The sequence below is a fragment of the Bacillus cereus group sp. MYBK15-3 genome (assembly GCF_051916765.1).
GTDB lineage: Bacteria > Bacillota > Bacilli > Bacillales > Bacillaceae_G > Bacillus_A > Bacillus_A cereus.
This window is the reverse complement of sequence record NZ_JBQAHG010000004.1, coordinates 291953-310212: the sequence shown is the minus strand read 5'-3', so window position 1 is coordinate 310212 and position 18260 is coordinate 291953. Positions and strand designations below refer to the sequence as shown.

Sequence of the window (18260 nt, the reverse complement as noted above, 5' to 3'; positions counted from 1 at the left end):
GTTTGCAAATGAAAAGGTGATAATGTTGTTAATTTCAATTAAAACGTTACAAGATGATCGTTTTTTACGTCCGCTACAAAATATTGGCGGCTTATTTTTTGAAGATAGTACGATTGGATTTGAACAAGAGGAAGCAAATCTTATCGTTGATATACACATTGAGGATAATGTGAAAGCATCCGCTCGATTAACGGATGTTAGCACAGGAAATGTGTATGAAGAAACATTCTCGAAAGATTTATCTGCTTTCACAGATGAAAAAGAGCGTATGAAGCAAGTGAAGCACGTTGTTTCTTATGTATATCTTTCTGTTCTTCAGCAGTTAACTGGTATTGAACAAAGCTGGGGTATTTTAACGGGAGTACGTCCGACGAAACTTCTTCATAAAATGCTTCAAAATGGTATGTCAAAAGAAGAAGCGCATCAAGAGCTTCGTGAAAGTTATTTAATTCATGAAGAGAAAATTGAACTTCTTCAGCGCATTGTTGATTGCCAATTAGCAGTTGTTCCGGATTTATACCGTTTGAAAGAAGAAGTAAGTATTTATATCGGTATTCCGTTCTGCCCAACGAAATGTGCATATTGTACATTCCCGGCTTATGCGATTAATGGACGCCAAGGCTCTGTTGATTCGTTCTTAGGTGGTTTACATTATGAAGTTCGTGAAATTGGTAAGTTTTTAAAAGAAAAAGGTGTAAAAGTTACGACGATTTATTACGGCGGAGGTACACCTACAAGTATTACAGCAGAAGAGATGGATATGCTGTATGAAGAAATGTATGAAGCGTTCCCAGATGTGAAAAATGTGCGTGAAGTAACAGTTGAGGCAGGTCGCCCAGATACAATTACGCCAGCAAAGCTAGAAGTGTTAAATAAATGGAACATTGACCGTATTAGTATTAATCCGCAGTCATACCATCAAGAGACACTAAAAGCAATTGGACGTCATCATACTGTAGAAGAAACAATTGAGAAATACCATTTAGCTCGTGAAATGGGAATGAACAATATTAATATGGACTTAATTATTGGTCTTCCTGGTGAAGGGTTAGATATCTTCAAACATACGTTAGATGAAACAGAAAAGTTAATGCCAGAATCATTAACAGTTCATACGTTATCATTCAAACGTGCTTCTGAAATGACGCAAAACAAACGTAAATATAAAGTAGCAGGTCGCGAAGAAATTACAGCGATGATGCACGAAGCAGAAGAGTGGACGCAAAAGCATAATTACGTACCATATTACCTATATCGTCAAAAGAATATTTTAGGTAACTTAGAGAACGTTGGTTATGCAATGCCGACGCAAGAAAGTATTTACAACATTGTCATTATGGAAGAAGTACAATCAATTATCGGACTTGGCTGTGGTGCATCAAGTAAATTTGTTCATCCGAAGACGGGAGCAATTACTCACTTCGCAAATCCGAAAGATCCAAAATCATATAACGATGGCTTTGTGAAATATACAGAAGATAAACTGAAAATTTTAGAAGAGCTATTTGCATAAGAAGAAAGAGGTTGTTCCGATTCGGAACAACCTCTTTTTTATCCTGCAGTAACGGGCGGTCCGATTATATCTTGTCAGTTTTTGTCGGTAAGTCGATATATTCGAAAAATCGCTGATATAATTCGAGTTGCGCTGATATATTTTGAAAATCGCTGATATATTTCAAGTTACGGTCGATATATCTGGAAAATCGCTGATATAATTTCATTTACCGTTTAGCGGCCCCGTATGTAAAACTATGTCGATAATAATCAGAAAAATTAGTCAAATCATTAAAGGACAATGTCTACTTATGGACGAAATGATAGATTTATGAAAGAGAAAAGGGGGAAATTGTTGGCATGTACATGACGATAGGGAGAATTTTTGATTTATCAGTTGGTAAGTATCCGAATAAAGAGGCGTTAGTGGAACCTGAAAAGAATATTCGCTGGACGTATAAACAGTGGGATGAACAAATAAATAAAACAGCGCACGCTCTATTAGAAGACGGAGTAAGAAAGGGAGATACGGTATCTGTTTACTTATATAATTGCCGTGAATTTGTAAACGTTTACTTAGCCTGTGCGAAAATCGGAGCGATCTTTAACCCGATTAATTTCCGCTTAAAAGCAAAAGAAGTATCTTATATTCTTCAGGACGCATCCTCGAAAGTCGTTGTCTTTGAAAAAGCAGTTGAGTCAACTGTTGCTATAATTGAAAGAGATTTTCCAAATACATCTTTTTGGTCTATAGAAAACGATAAACCTTCCTATGCAAGTTCCTACCATGAAAAAGTGAATGCAGCATCTTCTGAGAAAGTAAATATCGAAATTGATGAAACGGATTATTGTTCAATGCTTTATACGAGCGGTACGACAGGTCATCCGAAAGGCGTATTACATCGTCATCGCGAAATGACTGAGCATAGTATGATTTGTACGTATTTCCTTAAATATAATAGAGATAGTGTAGGGCTTGTCGTTGCGCCTTTATATCACTGTGGTGAATTAAACGCTGGAATCATACCACGCATTCAAGTTGGCGGAAAGAATGTTATTTTGCATCATTTTGATACAGAAACAGTATTACATACGATTCAAGAAGAAAAGATTACGACGTTCTTTGCAGCGCCGACGATGTGGAATATGTTGTTGCAAAAAGATTTAGCTCAGTATGATTTAACTTCGATGAAGATTGGTATATACGGCGGAGCAGCAATGGCACCGGCGTTAGTAAAAGAATGTAAAGAACGTCTTTATATTGATCTTGTTCAAATATACGGAATGACAGAAATGGGGCCAGTTGTTGCGTTTCTCGTAGAGGAGGATCAAATTACGAAAGCTGGTTCAGCAGGCACGCCATGCTTTAGCCATGAAGTTCGTATTGTGAAACCGAACGAGGATGCACCGGCAGAACCAGAGGATGTATTACCTCCTTATGAAGTGGGAGAAATTATTTTGCGCGGCCCAACTATGATGGCTGGCTATCATAATCGTGAAGAAGCGAATAAAAAATCGATGTATAAAGGATGGTATCATTCGGGTGATCTAGGCTATTTTGATAAAGACGGTTATTTATTCGTTGCTGATCGCGTTGATGATATGGTAATTAGCGGTGGCGTAAATATTTATCCTCGTGAAATTGAAGATTTCCTTCATAGTCATCCTGGTATATTAGATGTGGCGGTACTTGGTGAGCCAGACGAATTATGGGGAGAGCGTGTTGTGGCAGTTATTGTGAAGAAAGATGAAACAATAACAGAAGCTGATTTAGAAACGTATTGCAAAGAAAGTGATGAACTAGCAGATTATAAACGTCCGCGTCATTATTTATTTGTAGATGAACTTCCGCGTAATGCGAGCGGGAAGTTGCAGAAATTTGTGCTGAGGGAGTCGTTGAAAGGTGCGAAAAAATAAAAAATGAAGGATGCCCCATATCTATGGGGTATCTTTCATTTTTCTATATTAAACAGAAGAAACAATATCTTTGTTAATTCTCATTTCTTCTTGGTGAAGGTTAATTAGCGCATTTGAAATAAGGTGGAAAAACAAAGTGGATGTAATACAAAAAGAAAAGGCACCCTAAGGTGCCTCTCTTCGACTTGAACCATTTCATTTCATACGAATCTATCCGTATTACCATTACCCCTTTGTTATGAGTGTAAACACATACTATAAAGCAGAATCGTCTATATACACTAGATTGTTAGTTCACAAAAGACAAGAGATTTGAGATCAATATTGAAGTGACGCCACATCCCCTATAATAATTGATATGTTACGCCTTTTAAAAGAATCTGCTTTATAGAACGTGCCCACAAGTTATATTTTACTACATGTAATATTCATTTAGTGTATTTTTTGGTGAATATGTATAATTACATAAACTGTATGAAAAAAAGAGAGTATACTCTGATATTGTGTGATAAAGATAAAGCCCGCCTACGGAATAGGGGGCTTTTCTTACTTTTTATAAATATTTATTCCAATTATATTATCAGATGAGTCTAAACGAATATAAACGTCATCTGATAAAAGGTGTGCATTATATATTCTTTGTTTATATGTTGATATCTCGAAGCGTTTTCCATTTAATTCACATTCTAGAATAATCATATCGCCATGTTCTTTCCAATTTATTAATTTAGCAGTTGTATTCATATAAACCTCCTCTGAATCATTTTATGAAAATTAGTAGAGATAGTGTGAGAAAGGAGTTTATATAACAAAAAAAGACACCTTAAGTGTCTTCTTTGATTACTATAAAAGTCGTTGGATAAAATAGGTTTCTATTTTTATTTACGTGAAAACCCTTCTTCATCAAGGTATTCCGCAGCTTCTGGATAAGAGTTGAATGTACCGTCTAAGTTTACACCAGCGTACACGTTCCACATGTCATCCTCTGAAATAAGAGTAAGAATATGACCATCTTCGTTCTGCCATTCTTCTTCTTTCGCAGGTTCTACAGGTGCTACTACTTCTTCTTGTGATAGAAGGTCAATTGATTTCTCAATTACTGAACGTAACTCCTCTGCTGAAAACTCACGGATGTTAACCATACCTTTATCATCCGTTTTGTAACCTTTAATACCGCTTGCATACACAAATCCATTTCCATTTGGGTGTAAATGAAATACAACGTTCTTTTTATCTAAACGACTTTCTTCAAAGTGGAAGTTTACACGTTTTAATGATACGTTCTTTCTTTCTAGTTCTGGGAAAGATTCAATAATCGATAATTTTTCTTCAAAAGTTAGCATATTGCCTCCAAGTATATAGTAAAAGATTTAATTTGTTCATTATAGCATAGTTGCAATTGTTTCCAAAGATAAGGGGAAAACTTTTCGTTGAATACGTTTACGTCACGAGAATGTAAAAAGTGAGCTAACGAATGTATCTTTTTAGGTGTACAATGGAACATGGACTTTATACAAAGGTGGTTTTTTTATGTTTCAAAAAATAGCAAAGGAATGTTTAGCAGGATTTACTGTTGCGATTGTTGCGTTACCACTTGCGATTGCGTTTGGTATTGCCGCGACAGGAACGTCTGAGGGAGCGCTTGTTGGATTGTATGGTGCGATTTTTGCAGGTTTATTCGCAGCGTTATTTGGCGGGACACCTGGGCAAGTAACAGGGCCAACTGGACCGATTACCGTTATTGCAACAGGAGTTATTGCGACGCACGGGTTAGAGGCAAGTTTTATTGCCTTTATGATGGCAGGATTATTTCAAATTTTATTCGGTGTATGTAAGCTCGGTTCTTACGTTCGATATATTCCGTATCCTGTCGTTTCAGGATTTATGAATGGTATTGCATTAATCATTATTTTAGGCGAAATAAAACACGTACAAAATAGTTTTCTACTTGTTGTGTTAACGATTATTGTAATGATTGTTTCTGGCAAATGGATTAAGGCGATTCCGTCTAGTTTAGTAGCACTAGTCGGTGTGACAGCTTTGCTTCCTTTATTTTCTTCTCTACTCGAAGGACTTACAGTAAAGTTACCGATTATCGGAAATCTTTCACTAAATAAAGTAATTGAAAAGATTGGAACCATTCCAGAAGCGATGCCTACGCTTCATATTCCATCTTTAAGTGGAACAGGAATAGCAGCACTTATTTTACCAGCGCTTAGTATTGCTTTATTAGGATCGATTGACTCGTTGTTAACATCGGTCGTAATGGATAATGTGACAGGTACACGTCATAAAAGTAATAAAGAGCTCGTTGGACAAGGTATCGGTAATATGATGAGCGGATTGTTTGGCGGATTAGCAGGTGCAGGTGCGACTGTAAGGTCTATCGTGAATATAAGAAGTGGCGGTAAAACGGCACTTTCGGCATGTATGCATAGTGTTATCTTATTTATTTTTATTATGGGTCTTGGTTCGGTCGTACAATATATTCCACTTGCTGTATTATCAGGTATTTTAATTTTAACTGGTATTGGAATGTTCGATTGGGGAAGCATGAAAAAGATGCATGTCGCTCCTAAAGGTGATGTCGTTGTTATGCTCGTAACGATGATTGTAACGGTGAAGTTCGATTTAATGATTGCTGTTGCCTTCGGTATTATTCTTTCGTTCATCATATATATGGTGAAATGTAAAGAACGTAAAACTTCTATCGTAAAAGAAAAAGAAGAAACGTACACAATTCAAGGGCCGCTCTCTTTCCTATCAGTAGATCGTATTTTCTCTACTTTACAAGATGTGAAGTCACCGGTTGTTTTACGTATGAAAGATGTGCGTTATATGGATGTATCAGGAGCTATGGCATTATTAAATTTTGTTGAGCAATCAAATAAAGTAGGAGCAAGTGTAAAGCTTGAGCAAGTACATCCGAGTATTGAAAAAACAATCGCAGTAATGGCAAGCGATGAACAGAAAGAGCAATTGAAAATCTTAAGTGTTTAGATAGTAATTAGAATATCTCACAATTTTACATAAATTATAATGTAGAGTTGTGGGATGTTTTTATAATGTTTTTAGTAATATGTATCGCAGTGACAGAGAGGAAGGGCTCTTTTGGCGTAACAGAAACGCTTATAGTGTGTACATATATAATGGAAGGAATTAGAAAAAAATTGTGAAGAGACAGGCTTAAATGGGTTCGCTTTTCTAGTTTGAAAAAAAAACCAAGTATTCAACCTATAATAAATTTGTTATGATAACCAATGGGATAAAATGAATCCCTATCGCTTAAAACAATATGTTTGAGAGTATATGTATAAAAGAAAAGAGAAAAAATATGAATAAAACATTTGTAAAAGGAGCAGCAATTTTAACCATTACAACTTTTTTGTCAAAATTGCTTGGTAGTTTTTTTCAAATTCCATTACAAAATATTGCAGGAGATGAAGTGCTCGGTATTTTTCGCCTTGTTTTTCCTGTATATATGATTGCTCTTACATTATCAGTAGCCGGAGTTCCACTTGCAATTTCGAAACTAATTGCAGAGTTGAACGAAAAAAATAAGCAAAAGGAAATTGCGAAATTATTTAAATCAGCGTCAATTATTGGGATAGCATTTGGCATTTTCGGCTGTTTAGTCATTGTATTATTTTCTATTGAAATTGCGAATATGCTCGGTGGACAAGAAACTAGAATGCCGTTGCTTATTACTTCATTAGCATTACTCATTGCGCCATACATGGCGGTGTATAGAGGGTATTTTCAAGGTTTCGGTGATATGAAACCAACAGGGGTATCACAGGTCATTGAGCAATTTGTACGTGTGTTTTTTATGTTAATAATTGCTTACATACTAGTATCATGGGATAAGAGTAATACTGTTATTACTAGTGGTGCGATGGTTGGCTCTTTTCTTGGAGTCATTAGTTCGCTTATATATTTGCGTATAAAATATAATAGAAGTCCATACTACAATAAAAGCAATTCCTATTCGCTCCGAGATTTAAGAGAAAACGGCAAAAAGATATTGCGGGTATCGATCCCAATCGCTATCGGAGCTTTATCAATGCCACTTTTAAATTTAGTAGACTCGCTTACAATACCGCATGTATTACAAGGATCATCAACAGAAATTCAAGAACAATTTGGAATATACAGTCGCGGTTTTGCATTCACGCAAATAATTGTTATTTTTGCAAGTGCAATTGTATTTCCGTTAATACCACTCTTAACTTCCGCATTGGCCAAAAGAGATATAAATTTGGCGAAAATAACAATTCAAAATACAAATCGACTAGCGCATGTTTTGACAGCGCCGTTAACAATATGGTTGATGGCATTAACAGTACCGTTAAATGTCGGATTGTTCACAGATGTAAAAGGCAGTAGTATGTTAACAGTTATGATTGGCAGTTCGTATTTTACTGCGGTTATGGTATTATCAATAGGTGTTTTACAGGGCATTAACCGTTCTGCACAAGCAGCATGGATTGTTATTGGTGCGAGTTGTGTGAAAGTCGTGTTAAACATGATGTTCGTGCAGAAGTTTGGCATAGATGGAGCAGCGTATAGTACACTAATTACTTACGTATTGATTTGTATTGTAAATCATTTGTATATTCGAAGCTATATTGCCTATTCTATTCATTTAAAAAGCTTTTTCGGTGTGTTAGCAATAGCATGTATTTTGGGACTAGGATTGTATGAATTATGTAATGTGATAGATGGTACAACTTCAAGAATTATGACGTTATTATTCAGTGGTATAGCATTAAGTATTACAACCATTTTGTATGGTGTATGTGCTTTGAAATTAAAATGGATATCAATAAACAAAATACCATTTTTGAAAAGATAAATATAGAAATTTAATTTTTTATTATAATTCATATGAACTGATAAAGAGGAAACTATGTAGGGTATCAAGTGTTTAGGTAAGGAATGGGTACCAGTTTATGTTAGATGAAATAAACGGTTACCTAGTTTTGGAGGAGATTTAGGGTGCGTTTAGTCTTATCAGGATATTATGGTTTTTATAATGTTGGAGACGAGGCGATTCTACAATCAATTATTGAATCGTTAAGTAAAGAGAACCCGGATATAGAACTAGTAGTACTATCAAATGATTCTAAATATACAAAGGAAATGTATGGTGTAGAATCGGTAGATCGCTGGGATATAAAAGCTGTTTATCATGCGATAAAAAACAGTGATGGAGTCATTAGCGGTGGCGGGAGCCTTCTTCAAGATCAGACAAGTACGAAGAGTATTCTATATTATACGGGTATTATGGGACTCGCTCGATTATTAAAAAAGCCGTATTATATTTATTCACAAGGAATAGGTCCAATTACAAAAGGATATAATCGTCTATTAGTAAAATGGAACTTGTCAAAAGCTTCCTATGTATCAGTTCGAGATGAGGATTCGTTTTTATATTTAAAAGAACTTGGCATAAAAAACGATATTGAAATTGTTCCAGACCCTGTTTTAACATGGAAACGGACAAAACAATCGGATTGGTTGCAAAAGCATTCGATACATGGAAAAGTAATTGCGGTTAGTGTGCGTTATTGGAATGCAAAAGAAGATTATATAAAAAAATTAGCTGCGGCATTAAAAAAATTAAAGCAAGAAGGATACCAAATTTTATTTGTTCCAATGCATGAGCCATTTGATCAAAAAGCTTCGTGTGAAGTAGTAGACTTAATGGGAGAAGAGACGTATATGCTTCCATATAAAATGGATATCGACGAGAAAATATTCATTTTATCACAATGTTCATTACTAATTGGTATGCGTCTTCATGCACTTGTTTTTTCTGCCGTAGCCAAAACTCCAATGGTCGGGATTTCATACGATCCGAAAATTGATTCGTTTTTAAGTCAAGTGAATCAGCCAGTTATAGGAAGTGTGGATGGCGAATGGAGTGCTGAGTATTTATATGAAATTGCGAAAAAGCAATTAATGCAACAAGGAACTGTGCAGCAAGAGTTACAATTGACAATAGATGAGCTTCGGTTGCAAGGCAAACAGGCAACAAAGAAACTCATTGATCATATGGAAAAAGGCACTTTATTAAAAAAGTAAAGTGTCTTTTATTTTGTTTTGAATTTAATGAAAATTCTAATTAAAAAACGTTTTATTTTAATTCCTATTTATTATGCTAAAATGATTGTGATTATTATATAATCAAATTTGTGATAATAAATTCGTAGATTACGAGGAGGATAACCTTGAAGACTTTTTCAAAAGGTATAACAGCAGTGGCATTAACGGGATCATTACTTTTAACTCCTATTTCAAGTTATGCGGCAAATGATGATATTACAGGACATATGTTTGAGACGAATATGCGCTCACTTATTACTAAAGGAGTTTTAATGGGGTATGGAGACAATGTATATGCGCCTGATAAATTAGTAACAAGAGCAGAGTTTGCTACATTCATAGCAAGGGCTTTAAATTTACCGAAAGCTGATTCGAATTTCGAGGATGTGCCGAAGACTTACGGTTTATATGATGGTGTAAGTAGAGCATATGGAGCGAAAATTATTAATGGTCGTACGAACGAGACATTCTCACCAAATGATGTGATTACACGTGAAGAAATGTCGATAATGGTAAAGCGAGCGTTAGACTATAAAAATATTAAAGTAGCTGTAAGTCCGCTTACCTTTACTGATAAAGATAGTATTAACTATAAAGAGCATGTGCAAGTTATGGTGGCTACTCAAATTATTAAAGGGTATCCAGAAGATAATACATTTAGACCACATTTATCAGCTACAAGAGGGATGGCTTCAGCTATGTTGGATCGCATGCTTCAGACGATTGAAAAAAACGGAAATAGCAATCCTGTAGAAACTAAGAAATATGTTGTGACAAATGTAAGAGAAAACGGAACAGAGCAAGAAGTAGAGCGCTATAATACGTATAAAGAAGCGGTTACGGCTGCTCAAAATAAAGGTATGAATGCGGTAAAATACGAGAACGAATTTTTATGGATTAAAGATGGTTTTGCAAGTGCGAAAAGAATAACTGGGCAAAACATCATTAATATTTATGATGAGAATTTGTCAACAGTATATACGTATATTCAGTATGGAACAGAATTGAAAGTGTTAGAAGTTGGCGAAGATCGTGTGAAAGTTCAACTTTCTGGTTTGACAGGTTATGTGAAGAAGAATGAAATCACTTTAATTCCTACAAATGAAATGAAACAGTCGTCTTATTATGTGAAATCAGATGGATATTTATACCATAAATATTATACATATAACACAAGTTCACCTGGATATACAGAATTTAGATATGGTGTGGCACCTTCTTTCATGAAGCAAGGACAGCAAATGTATAGTGTAGATGGAAAGACATTTGGAGACGAAACTTTCTATCAATATTTCAATTATTTATCATTACGTTCGAAAACAGATTATACAGCTGAACAACTAGATAGTTATGTGAAATCGATTAAACCAGACTCTCCATTAATTGGTTTAGGAAAGAAATTTAAAGAAGTAGAAAGCAAGTATAATGTAAATGCACTATTCTTATATTCATTAGCAATCCATGAAAGTTATTATGGAACAAGCGCTCTTGCAAAAGACAAAAATAATTTATTTGGTTTAAAAGCAACAGACGATAGTCCGTATGGTAACGGAGAAGCATTCAATTCAAAAGAAGATTGTATTGAACATGCAGCAAAATTATACATGAATGAAGGATATTTAAATCCAGGACATTGGCGTTATACAGCAACATATACAGGTGATAAAGCTGCTGGTTTAAATGCGAAATATGCATCTGATGCGAACTGGGGTAAAAAAGTAGCGGGGCATATGAACCGTTTTGATTCTTATTTAGGTAAAAAAGAATACAACAAGTACAAACTTGCACGTGTGATGAATAACGTGGAAGTGAAAAAGAATCCTAGTATATCAAATGAGCGACTGTATCGTTTAAATACAAATGTAGTTGTCACAGTTACTGGTGAAGAGATAATAAACGGAAAAGCGTGGGTTAAAGTTATTTCAGATAATCCTACTGTAACAGAAGCGTATATTGCAAAAGAAAGCTTAGAATACGTAAAACATTAATTAAATAAAAAAGAAGGTGCTACTAATATTTCGTAGCACCTTCTTTTTATTCAATTTCAAAATCAACAATGATATAAGCGAGTATAACAACGAAGAAAATACTAACGGCTGGTGCTGTTAATACGTGGCCAGACATAAAGCCAATGCCAAGTGATAGAATGAGTGTGCTCGCTAATAGCATATACTTTACTTTCATGATTTTCTTAAAGTTTGTGATCATGCGGATAAATAATTTAATACCAAAGTATAGAAGAGGTATTAAGTAAATAAGGAAACCGACAATTCCAAAGGCGAAGAATAGGTCATGGAAGTCCATTTCAATTAATTTAATTTTATCTGTGTAGTTACCAGCGTAACCCATTCCGAATAGTTTTTGTGAAAGCGGTGCGTCTTTATAGTATTGTTTGTATGTTTTTAAAAATTTGTCGCGATCACTGTAAATTAAACTTTTTACTTCAGAATCTGTAAGTTCACCTTTTGCATGTTTTTTTGCATCTTCTGGATCTGCTTTAATTACTTTTCCTTCTTTTCGATCTTTCTCTTCTTGCACTGATTTTTTGTATTCGTATATTTGCATGTGAATGCCCATATTTTTTGCGATAGGAGTATGCGGTGTAAGAGCGATTAAACCTCCTAGTATAACTGCGACAACAACGGTATTTACAATATGTGTGAATCCTTTTCCTTCTTTTTTACGATTTATCATATATTCAATGAATGAGAAGAAAAGTGCTACGCCTAATGTAATAACAATTGCGCCATATCCGACTTTCGTTCCGACCATAATACTTGCATACATCGCAAGTATTGTTGGAATCCAGTAATATATTTTCGAGAAAGAAGTTGTTTTATGAATCGAATATAAGACAATGATTGGGAACATAATGGCGAAAAGAGAACTTAAATCATTTCCAGCGAAGAACCAACCTCTTGAACCGATTTTTGAGTGAGGATAGCTTGGGAAATCCGTTCCAGTTTGCATTGCGACAATCATTGTAATGCTTAAAATTAAAGTTGCATATAAGAAATATGTAATGATTTTATGAAATACATACTCTTTATTTTTTAGCTCTTTAAAGGCGATAATATATCCAAACAGTAGCACAATTGGATATACGCTCTTTAAGATGAATTTAACTTCTTCTCCAAATGAAACTGGAGATTTAACTATCATATTATTTACAAGACCGATTGCGAGTGCGATCCCGAGTAAGCACAAATAGAGGATGTACTTTTTCGCATCTTGTTGTTTGTGATGAAGAAGTAGGTACCCTAATGCAAGAAGCATAAAGGCGAAACGGACTACAACTCCAACTGTTGCGCTCATGTGTAGTATATAGATTGAAAAAGATGTTAATAAATCTAAAATTGGTTGAAACACAATGAATAGCAATAGGAAATGTGGGAAGTAGTTATCCGTTTGTTTCAACTTATTAACCATATGTTCCTCCAGTTCTTCATTCCTTTATTACAACACCCAAAAGATGGGTATAAAGCCTTTTTTACATAGTAAGGCGAATGAATTTCAATATTTGTTTTTTATCAAACTTAAGAATACACCATTTCATTGTAATGGTAAATAGATGAAAAGCATGGATAAACCGACTTTAATTTCTATATTTTTCAACGGAATTGTATGTTTTATACGGTAAATGTACAAATTGCGAGATTATTAGACAGAAAATTGAGAAAAAAGAAGGATTTTTCAGTGGTTTTCTATAATTATATAAGTATAATCTTTATGGAGAAAAGAGGGGTATATATAATGGAAATAACAAGTAAAACAGAATCTGTCGTTGTGAAATATGAAGGCCACGTTGCAACGGTTATGGTCAATCGCCCAGAGGTGTTAAATGCGTTGGATGAGCCGACCTTAAAAGAGTTATTACAAAAGTTGAAAGAAGTAGCGGAAAGTTCTGCGCATATCGTTGTGTTATGCGGGAACGGCCGTGGTTTTTCTGCGGGTGGGGATATTAAATCGATGCTTTCAAGTAATGATGAAAGTAAGTTTGATGGCATTATGAATACCATTTCTGAAGTTGTCGTGACATTATATACGATGCCAAAGCTTGTTATTAGTGCAATTCATGGACCGACTGCAGGTCTTGGGTTAAGTATTGCGTTAACAGCTGATTATGTAATGGCGGATATATCATCTGTTATTGCAATGAACTTTATTGGAATCGCTTTAATTCCAGATGGAGGCGGTCATTTCTTCCTTCAAAAGCGTGTCGGTGAAAATATGACGAAGCAAATTATTTGGGAAGGTAAGAAGTTATCAGCGACAGAAGCGCTTGATATCGGCTTAATTGATGAAGTAATCGGCGAAGATTTCCAAACGGCTGTGAAACAAAAAATTAATGAATGGTCACAAAAACCGATTAAAGCAATGATTCAAACGAAGCAAATTTTATGTGAAGTAAATCGCTCTAATTTAGAGCAAACATTGCAATTAGAAAAGCGTGGTCAATATGCAATGAGACAAACAGCGGATCATAAAGAAGGAATTGCTGCGTTTTTAGAGAAACGTTTACCAGCATTTAAAGGGGAATAAAGTGAAGTGAGGATTTTGTCCATTCCTCACTGATTATTAGCTCGTTAATTCGGGATAAAGGGGAGAAAGTGCTAACACATTTTAGTATAATTGTGTTAGCACTTTTTTAAGGAGTAATACATGAAGAAAATGATCGGTGTTATTACTATTATTTTGCTTACATATTCTGCTTTGCATAGTACACCATCTTTGGCAGTTCGGACTGCGTTGTTTTTTGAGGGACATCCAAGTGTTGCATTTTCTGACGGGGTGACGAAAGAAAAAGATGTGAAAAAAGAAGCGATTCCAGATGAGTATCAAACTCTATATGGTAAGGACGAAGACTTAGAGCACTATTTCTTTCCACATGTAAGAGCACATGGATCAGGAATTGATATGTTAAGTGCGTGCGTGAAGAAAAAATGGTTTTTCTATAAAGCAGAGCTCGGATGTTATTAAATATAGGAGGATGAATGATGTCAGCATATAACAAGTTAGTAAGAGATCGTGTTCCAGAGAAGATTTTAATGTCTGGAAAAACGTATACAGCACAAAAATTAACAGGGCAAGCATACATACAGGCTTTAGCGAAAATTGGAACGGAAGAAATTCGTGAATTTGCTTCTATGAAAGAACGCGAACATGCGCTAGATTCTCTTGCGGATGCGCTAGAAGTTATCATTTCATTAGCACGTGCAGAAGGTGCATCGATTGAAGATGTAGAACGCCTTCGTAAGAAAAAAGAAGTAGAGCGCGGTGGGTTTGAAAGAGGTATTTATTTATTAGACGTTTCAGAAGAATAGTTTTATAGGAAAAGCATAGCGTTAATGAGTAACGCTATGCTTTCTTGTTGCAATGAAGCTAATAATGAAGAAGATAGCTGTTAATATCCAGCCGATTGTAATAGAAGTAGTAGTGTGAATGGCATAAGAGATTTGTAAACAAAATAATGATGCTAAAAACCAAATGAGTGCAATGTGTATATATTTTTTTGATATATTCATATTTTATAACTCCTTTTATATAATAAAAAGAATTTTACTACAATTTAGAAAATTAAGCTATATAGGTAGAGGTTTTCTGGTGAATTTTGTATACTGAATAGTAGAGAAAAAGAGGAGGAAACGACAATGGCACATCATGCAAAAGAAACGATGGAACTGATTAAGGAGCTTGTCTCTATTCCAAGTCCATCTGGAAATACAGCAAAAATTATTAATTTCATTGAAAACTATGTCAGTGAGTGGAACGTAGAAACGAAACGTAATAATAAGGGAGCTCTTATTTTAACGGTAAAAGGGAAAAATGATGCACAGCACCGCTTATTAACGGCACACGTTGATACGTTAGGTGCGATGGTAAAAGAAATTAAGCCTGACGGTCGCCTGAGTCTTTCTATGATTGGTGGATTTCGCTGGAACTCCGTAGAAGGGGAATATTGCGAAATTGAAACATCAAGTGGCAAGACGTATACAGGAACAATTTTAATGCATCAAACATCTGTACATGTATATAAAGATGCAGGTGAAGCAAAGCGCGATGAGAAAAATATTGAAGTTCGTATTGATGAGCGCGTATTTTCAGCTGATGAAGTACGCGAATTAGGAATTGAAGTAGGAGACTTCGTTTCATTTGATCCGCGCGTTCAAATTACAGAGAGTGGATACATAAAATCACGTCATTTAGACGACAAAGTAAGTGTTGCAATTTTATTAAAATTAATTAAAAGATTACAAGATGAAAACATAACATTACCATATACGACGCATTTCTTAATTTCTAATAATGAAGAGATTGGATACGGTGGTAACTCTAACATTCCAGAAGAAACTGTTGAATACTTAGCAGTTGATATGGGAGCGTTAGGTGATGGACAAGCATCTGATGAATATACAGTATCTATTTGTGCAAAAGACTCTAGCGGCCCGTATCATTATGCACTGCGCAAACATTTAGTAGAGCTTGCGAAAACGAATCATATTGAATATAAAGTAGATATTTATCCGTACTACGGATCTGATGCATCAGCTGCGATTCGCGCGGGATTTGATGTGAAACATGCTTTAATTGGAGCGGGTATTGATTCTTCTCACGCATTTGAACGTACACATGAAAGTTCTATTGCGCATACAGAAGCATTAGTGTATGCATATGTAATGTCTAATTTAATTGAAGAATAATTTCATAGATAATAGAGAGCTGATTAAAGATATTATTTTTAATCAGCTTTTTATTTGGCAAAGCGATTAGGAGACATGTTCTAATCGCTTTTTTATCCCGCTATTTGCCGGGCAGTAAGACCACTACCTCAAAATTCAGCGAAAGCAAAAAAGTTAGATGGGGGCGGGCTGCCCGTAAAAGCCCGATTGGTGAGGGCTGATTAAAGCTTTTTATATACATTCATTATAAGTTATATATATGCGATTTTTTTTATACGGCCGGAAACGTATTTACTATAGATATATAATGTTATACACTATGAAAGGAATTAATTAATAGTTAATATTTTTTAGTTAGCTTGATTAAAAAAATGAATGAATATGAAGTTTTGAGAGGAGATTTATTTTTCATGAAGTACAAAGCAATAGCCGCAGGTTTATTAGCAGCAAATTTACTAGCACATCCAATTAGTAGTTTAGCAGAAACGAAGAAATTTCCTGATGTTTCAGATAGTGCGTGGTCAAAAGACGCAATTTATTATTTAGTAGAGAGAAATGTAATTAACGGTATGCCAGATGGTAACTTTATGCCATACGGAAATTTAACACGTGCTCAGGCAGCAAAGATTATCGCAACAGCAATTGGTGCTAAAATAGATCCAAATGCAAAGCCGTCTTATAATGATGCAAAAAATAATTGGGCAGCTTCATTTATTGCAGCCATGGAAAAAGAGAATATTATTAAAGGGCGAGAACCAGGAGTATTTGATCCTGAAGGAAAAGTAACTCGTGCTGAAATGGCAGCTATGCTTGTAAGAGCATATAATCTGAAAAGCAAAGTAACAGGACCAGTTCCTACAAAATTTGCTGATTTAGAGAATCATTGGGGTAAAGAAGAAGTTAATATTTTAGTAGAATTAAAACTTTCGTTAGGTACAGAGGATGGCTGGAAACCGAATGATTCTATTACGCGTGAACAAGCAGCTCAACTTACTGCGCAAACAGATAAATTTAGCAAGAATAGTGATCGTCCAGTAGAAACAAAGAAAATGTACATAGATAGAAAATTCATTACATATCACGCACCATCATTAAGTTCTGGGATTAGTGCAAATCAGCATAATCCACAAATGGTTGAAATTAAAGAAGAACGAGATGGATGGATCAAAATTGCAACAAGTAAAGGTGATAAATGGACACCTTTAGTAGAGAAAACAGAAGTTATTAATGAAGGATTCACTACTTATGCAGAAGCTTCTTCTTCTTCAAAAGTAATGGGAACACATAACGCACAACAAGTAACTGTTATTGAAGAGAACGGCAGCTGGATTCGTATCCGTATGGGCGCTGGTTTCCAATGGGTTAATAAAAATCAATTAAATCCAGTCAAGCAAGGTAACTTCTTAGAGGGCAAAACGATTATCATTGATCCAGGTCATGGGGGAGCGGATTCAGGTAATCCAGGTTATTATGAGAAAGAAAGTGAAACTGTATTAGATGTATCACTACGATTACAGAAAATATTTGAGAAAAAGACACCATTTACTGTGTTATTCACTCGTACAGATGATACACGTCCAGGAACAAGTGCTTCTGATTCTTTAAAGAAACGTGTAGAATTTGCTCAAAAAAATAATGGGGATATTTTTGTAAGTATTCATGGTAATGGCACGGAAGAGAAAAATGGACAAGGTACAGAAACGTTCTACTATGAATCAGCGACAGCAAGAGGAACAAATCCTAACGTATCAGAAAGTCGTTTACTAGCAGAAAAAATTCAAGAGCGTCTTGTAGATGCACTGGGAACAAAAGATCGTGGTGTGAAAAAAGGCGATTTATACGTAATTAGAGAAAATACAATGCCAGCTGTATTAGCAGAATTAGCATTTGTAGATAATAAAAGTGATGCAGATAAAATAGCTACACCAGCGCAGAGACAAAGTGCAGCGGAAGCTATTTATCAAGGTATTTTAGATTACTATGAAGAAATGGGTAACAACGTGTCTTCTTTCCGTTAATAAATAATAAGAGATTGCCATTGGCAGTCTCTTTTATTTATTA

General features: G+C 35.1%; 15 protein-coding genes. 11 read left to right on the top strand and 4 right to left on the bottom strand.

What is annotated here, in order from left to right; translation table 11 throughout:
* The first annotated feature begins 22 nt into the window (after positions 1 to 22).
* Together ACTFR8_RS19080 and ACTFR8_RS19075 are read left to right on the top strand one after the other, a co-directional pair.
* A complete protein-coding gene (locus ACTFR8_RS19080) occupies positions 23 to 1513 on the top strand; it encodes a coproporphyrinogen III oxidase (RefSeq protein ID WP_001999181.1) in 1491 nt (496 codons plus the stop codon).
* 341 nt (positions 1514 to 1854) lie between these two features.
* Complete coding sequence (locus tag ACTFR8_RS19075) at positions 1855 to 3411, top strand: fatty acid--CoA ligase (protein WP_200462034.1); 1557 nt, start codon at positions 1855 to 1857, stop codon at positions 3409 to 3411.
* 546 nt (positions 3412 to 3957) lie between these two features.
* Here ACTFR8_RS19075 and ACTFR8_RS19070 read toward each other — a convergent pair.
* Both ACTFR8_RS19070 and ACTFR8_RS19065 read right to left on the bottom strand, forming a co-directional pair.
* The gene (locus tag ACTFR8_RS19070) at positions 3958 to 4155 is read right to left on the bottom strand and encodes a hypothetical protein (protein ID WP_001098260.1); all 198 of its coding nucleotides are present in this window, start codon (positions 4153 to 4155) and stop codon (positions 3958 to 3960) included.
* Positions 4156 to 4289: 134 nt separating this feature from the next.
* A complete protein-coding gene (locus ACTFR8_RS19065) occupies positions 4290 to 4754 on the bottom strand; it encodes a hypothetical protein (protein ID WP_000954998.1) in 465 nt (154 codons plus the stop codon).
* A gap of 187 nt (positions 4755 to 4941) precedes the next feature.
* Here ACTFR8_RS19065 and ACTFR8_RS19060 point away from each other — a divergent pair, with 187 nt between their 5' ends.
* The 4 genes from ACTFR8_RS19060 to ACTFR8_RS19045 all read left to right on the top strand — a co-directional run bounded on the left by ACTFR8_RS19060 (position 4942) and on the right by ACTFR8_RS19045 (position 11507).
* A complete protein-coding gene (locus ACTFR8_RS19060) occupies positions 4942 to 6411 on the top strand; it encodes a SulP family inorganic anion transporter (protein ID WP_000486654.1) in 1470 nt (489 codons plus the stop codon).
* A gap of 334 nt (positions 6412 to 6745) precedes the next feature.
* Positions 6746 to 8266: a putative polysaccharide biosynthesis protein gene (locus tag ACTFR8_RS19055; protein WP_001043992.1), complete on the top strand. Its 1521-nt coding sequence runs from the start codon at positions 6746 to 6748 to the stop codon at positions 8264 to 8266.
* Positions 8267 to 8409: 143 nt separating this feature from the next.
* Complete coding sequence (gene csaB, locus ACTFR8_RS19050) at positions 8410 to 9498, top strand: polysaccharide pyruvyl transferase CsaB (protein WP_087966295.1); 1089 nt, start codon at positions 8410 to 8412, stop codon at positions 9496 to 9498.
* A gap of 146 nt (positions 9499 to 9644) precedes the next feature.
* The gene (locus tag ACTFR8_RS19045; RefSeq protein ID WP_000847506.1) at positions 9645 to 11507 is read left to right on the top strand and encodes an S-layer homology domain-containing protein; all 1863 of its coding nucleotides are present in this window, start codon (positions 9645 to 9647) and stop codon (positions 11505 to 11507) included.
* Between the two features lie 46 nt (positions 11508 to 11553).
* On the opposite strand, the gene ACTFR8_RS19040 is transcribed toward ACTFR8_RS19045, so the two are convergent.
* Entirely contained in the window at positions 11554 to 12948 is a 1395-nt protein-coding gene (locus tag ACTFR8_RS19040; protein WP_252209827.1) for an O-antigen ligase family protein, read from the bottom strand.
* Positions 12949 to 13248: 300 nt separating this feature from the next.
* On the opposite strand from ACTFR8_RS19040, the gene ACTFR8_RS19035 reads away from it, so the two are divergent.
* The 3 genes from ACTFR8_RS19035 to ACTFR8_RS19025 all read left to right on the top strand — a co-directional run bounded on the left by ACTFR8_RS19035 (position 13249) and on the right by ACTFR8_RS19025 (position 14843).
* Positions 13249 to 14061, top strand: a complete 813-nt coding sequence (locus ACTFR8_RS19035; protein ID WP_001999174.1) for an enoyl-CoA hydratase — start codon at positions 13249 to 13251, stop codon at positions 14059 to 14061.
* A gap of 120 nt (positions 14062 to 14181) precedes the next feature.
* Positions 14182 to 14499: a hypothetical protein gene (locus ACTFR8_RS19030; protein WP_000738198.1), complete on the top strand. Its 318-nt coding sequence runs from the start codon at positions 14182 to 14184 to the stop codon at positions 14497 to 14499.
* Positions 14500 to 14516: 17 nt separating this feature from the next.
* Positions 14517 to 14843 carry a nucleoside triphosphate pyrophosphohydrolase gene (locus tag ACTFR8_RS19025; RefSeq protein ID WP_001277348.1) on the top strand — a complete coding sequence of 109 codons (327 nt, stop codon included), beginning with the start codon at positions 14517 to 14519 and terminating at the stop codon, positions 14841 to 14843.
* 21 nt (positions 14844 to 14864) lie between these two features.
* Here the strand turns inward: ACTFR8_RS19025 and ACTFR8_RS19020 are convergent, their stop codons facing one another.
* Positions 14865 to 15044 (bottom strand): hypothetical protein, encoded by a 180-nt coding sequence (locus tag ACTFR8_RS19020; protein ID WP_030023540.1) that lies wholly within the window; start codon positions 15042 to 15044, stop codon positions 14865 to 14867.
* A 126-nt stretch (positions 15045 to 15170) separates the two neighbouring features.
* Here ACTFR8_RS19020 and ACTFR8_RS19015 point away from each other — a divergent pair, with 126 nt between their 5' ends.
* Both ACTFR8_RS19015 and ACTFR8_RS19010 read left to right on the top strand, forming a co-directional pair.
* Positions 15171 to 16220 (top strand): M42 family metallopeptidase, encoded by a 1050-nt coding sequence (locus ACTFR8_RS19015; RefSeq protein ID WP_000930027.1) that lies wholly within the window; start codon positions 15171 to 15173, stop codon positions 16218 to 16220.
* A 389-nt stretch (positions 16221 to 16609) separates the two neighbouring features.
* On the top strand, positions 16610 to 18217 hold the full coding sequence (locus ACTFR8_RS19010; RefSeq protein WP_252209828.1) for an N-acetylmuramoyl-L-alanine amidase: 1608 nt from the start codon (positions 16610 to 16612) through the stop codon (positions 18215 to 18217).
* Positions 18218 to 18260: the final 43 nt, after the last annotated feature.

Coding starts and splice junctions, on each gene's coding strand:
- ACTFR8_RS19015 (WP_000930027.1), top strand. CDS start 15,171: ATGGCACATCATGCAAAAGAAACGATGGAACTGATTAAGGAGCTTGTC.
- ACTFR8_RS19070 (WP_001098260.1), bottom strand. CDS start 4,155: ATGAATACAACTGCTAAATTAATAAATTGGAAAGAACATGGCGATATG.
- ACTFR8_RS19075 (WP_200462034.1), top strand. CDS start 1,855: ATGTACATGACGATAGGGAGAATTTTTGATTTATCAGTTGGTAAGTAT.
- ACTFR8_RS19020 (WP_030023540.1), bottom strand. CDS start 15,044: ATGAATATATCAAAAAAATATATACACATTGCACTCATTTGGTTTTTA.
- ACTFR8_RS19060 (WP_000486654.1), top strand. CDS start 4,942: ATGTTTCAAAAAATAGCAAAGGAATGTTTAGCAGGATTTACTGTTGCG.
- ACTFR8_RS19030 (WP_000738198.1), top strand. CDS start 14,182: ATGAAGAAAATGATCGGTGTTATTACTATTATTTTGCTTACATATTCT.
- ACTFR8_RS19040 (WP_252209827.1), bottom strand. CDS start 12,948: ATGGTTAATAAGTTGAAACAAACGGATAACTACTTCCCACATTTCCTA.
- ACTFR8_RS19035 (WP_001999174.1), top strand. CDS start 13,249: ATGGAGAAAAGAGGGGTATATATAATGGAAATAACAAGTAAAACAGAA.
- ACTFR8_RS19055 (WP_001043992.1), top strand. CDS start 6,746: ATGAATAAAACATTTGTAAAAGGAGCAGCAATTTTAACCATTACAACT.
- ACTFR8_RS19065 (WP_000954998.1), bottom strand. CDS start 4,754: ATGCTAACTTTTGAAGAAAAATTATCGATTATTGAATCTTTCCCAGAA.
- ACTFR8_RS19025 (WP_001277348.1), top strand. CDS start 14,517: ATGTCAGCATATAACAAGTTAGTAAGAGATCGTGTTCCAGAGAAGATT.
- ACTFR8_RS19010 (WP_252209828.1), top strand. CDS start 16,610: ATGAAGTACAAAGCAATAGCCGCAGGTTTATTAGCAGCAAATTTACTA.
- ACTFR8_RS19080 (WP_001999181.1), top strand. CDS start 23: ATGTTGTTAATTTCAATTAAAACGTTACAAGATGATCGTTTTTTACGT.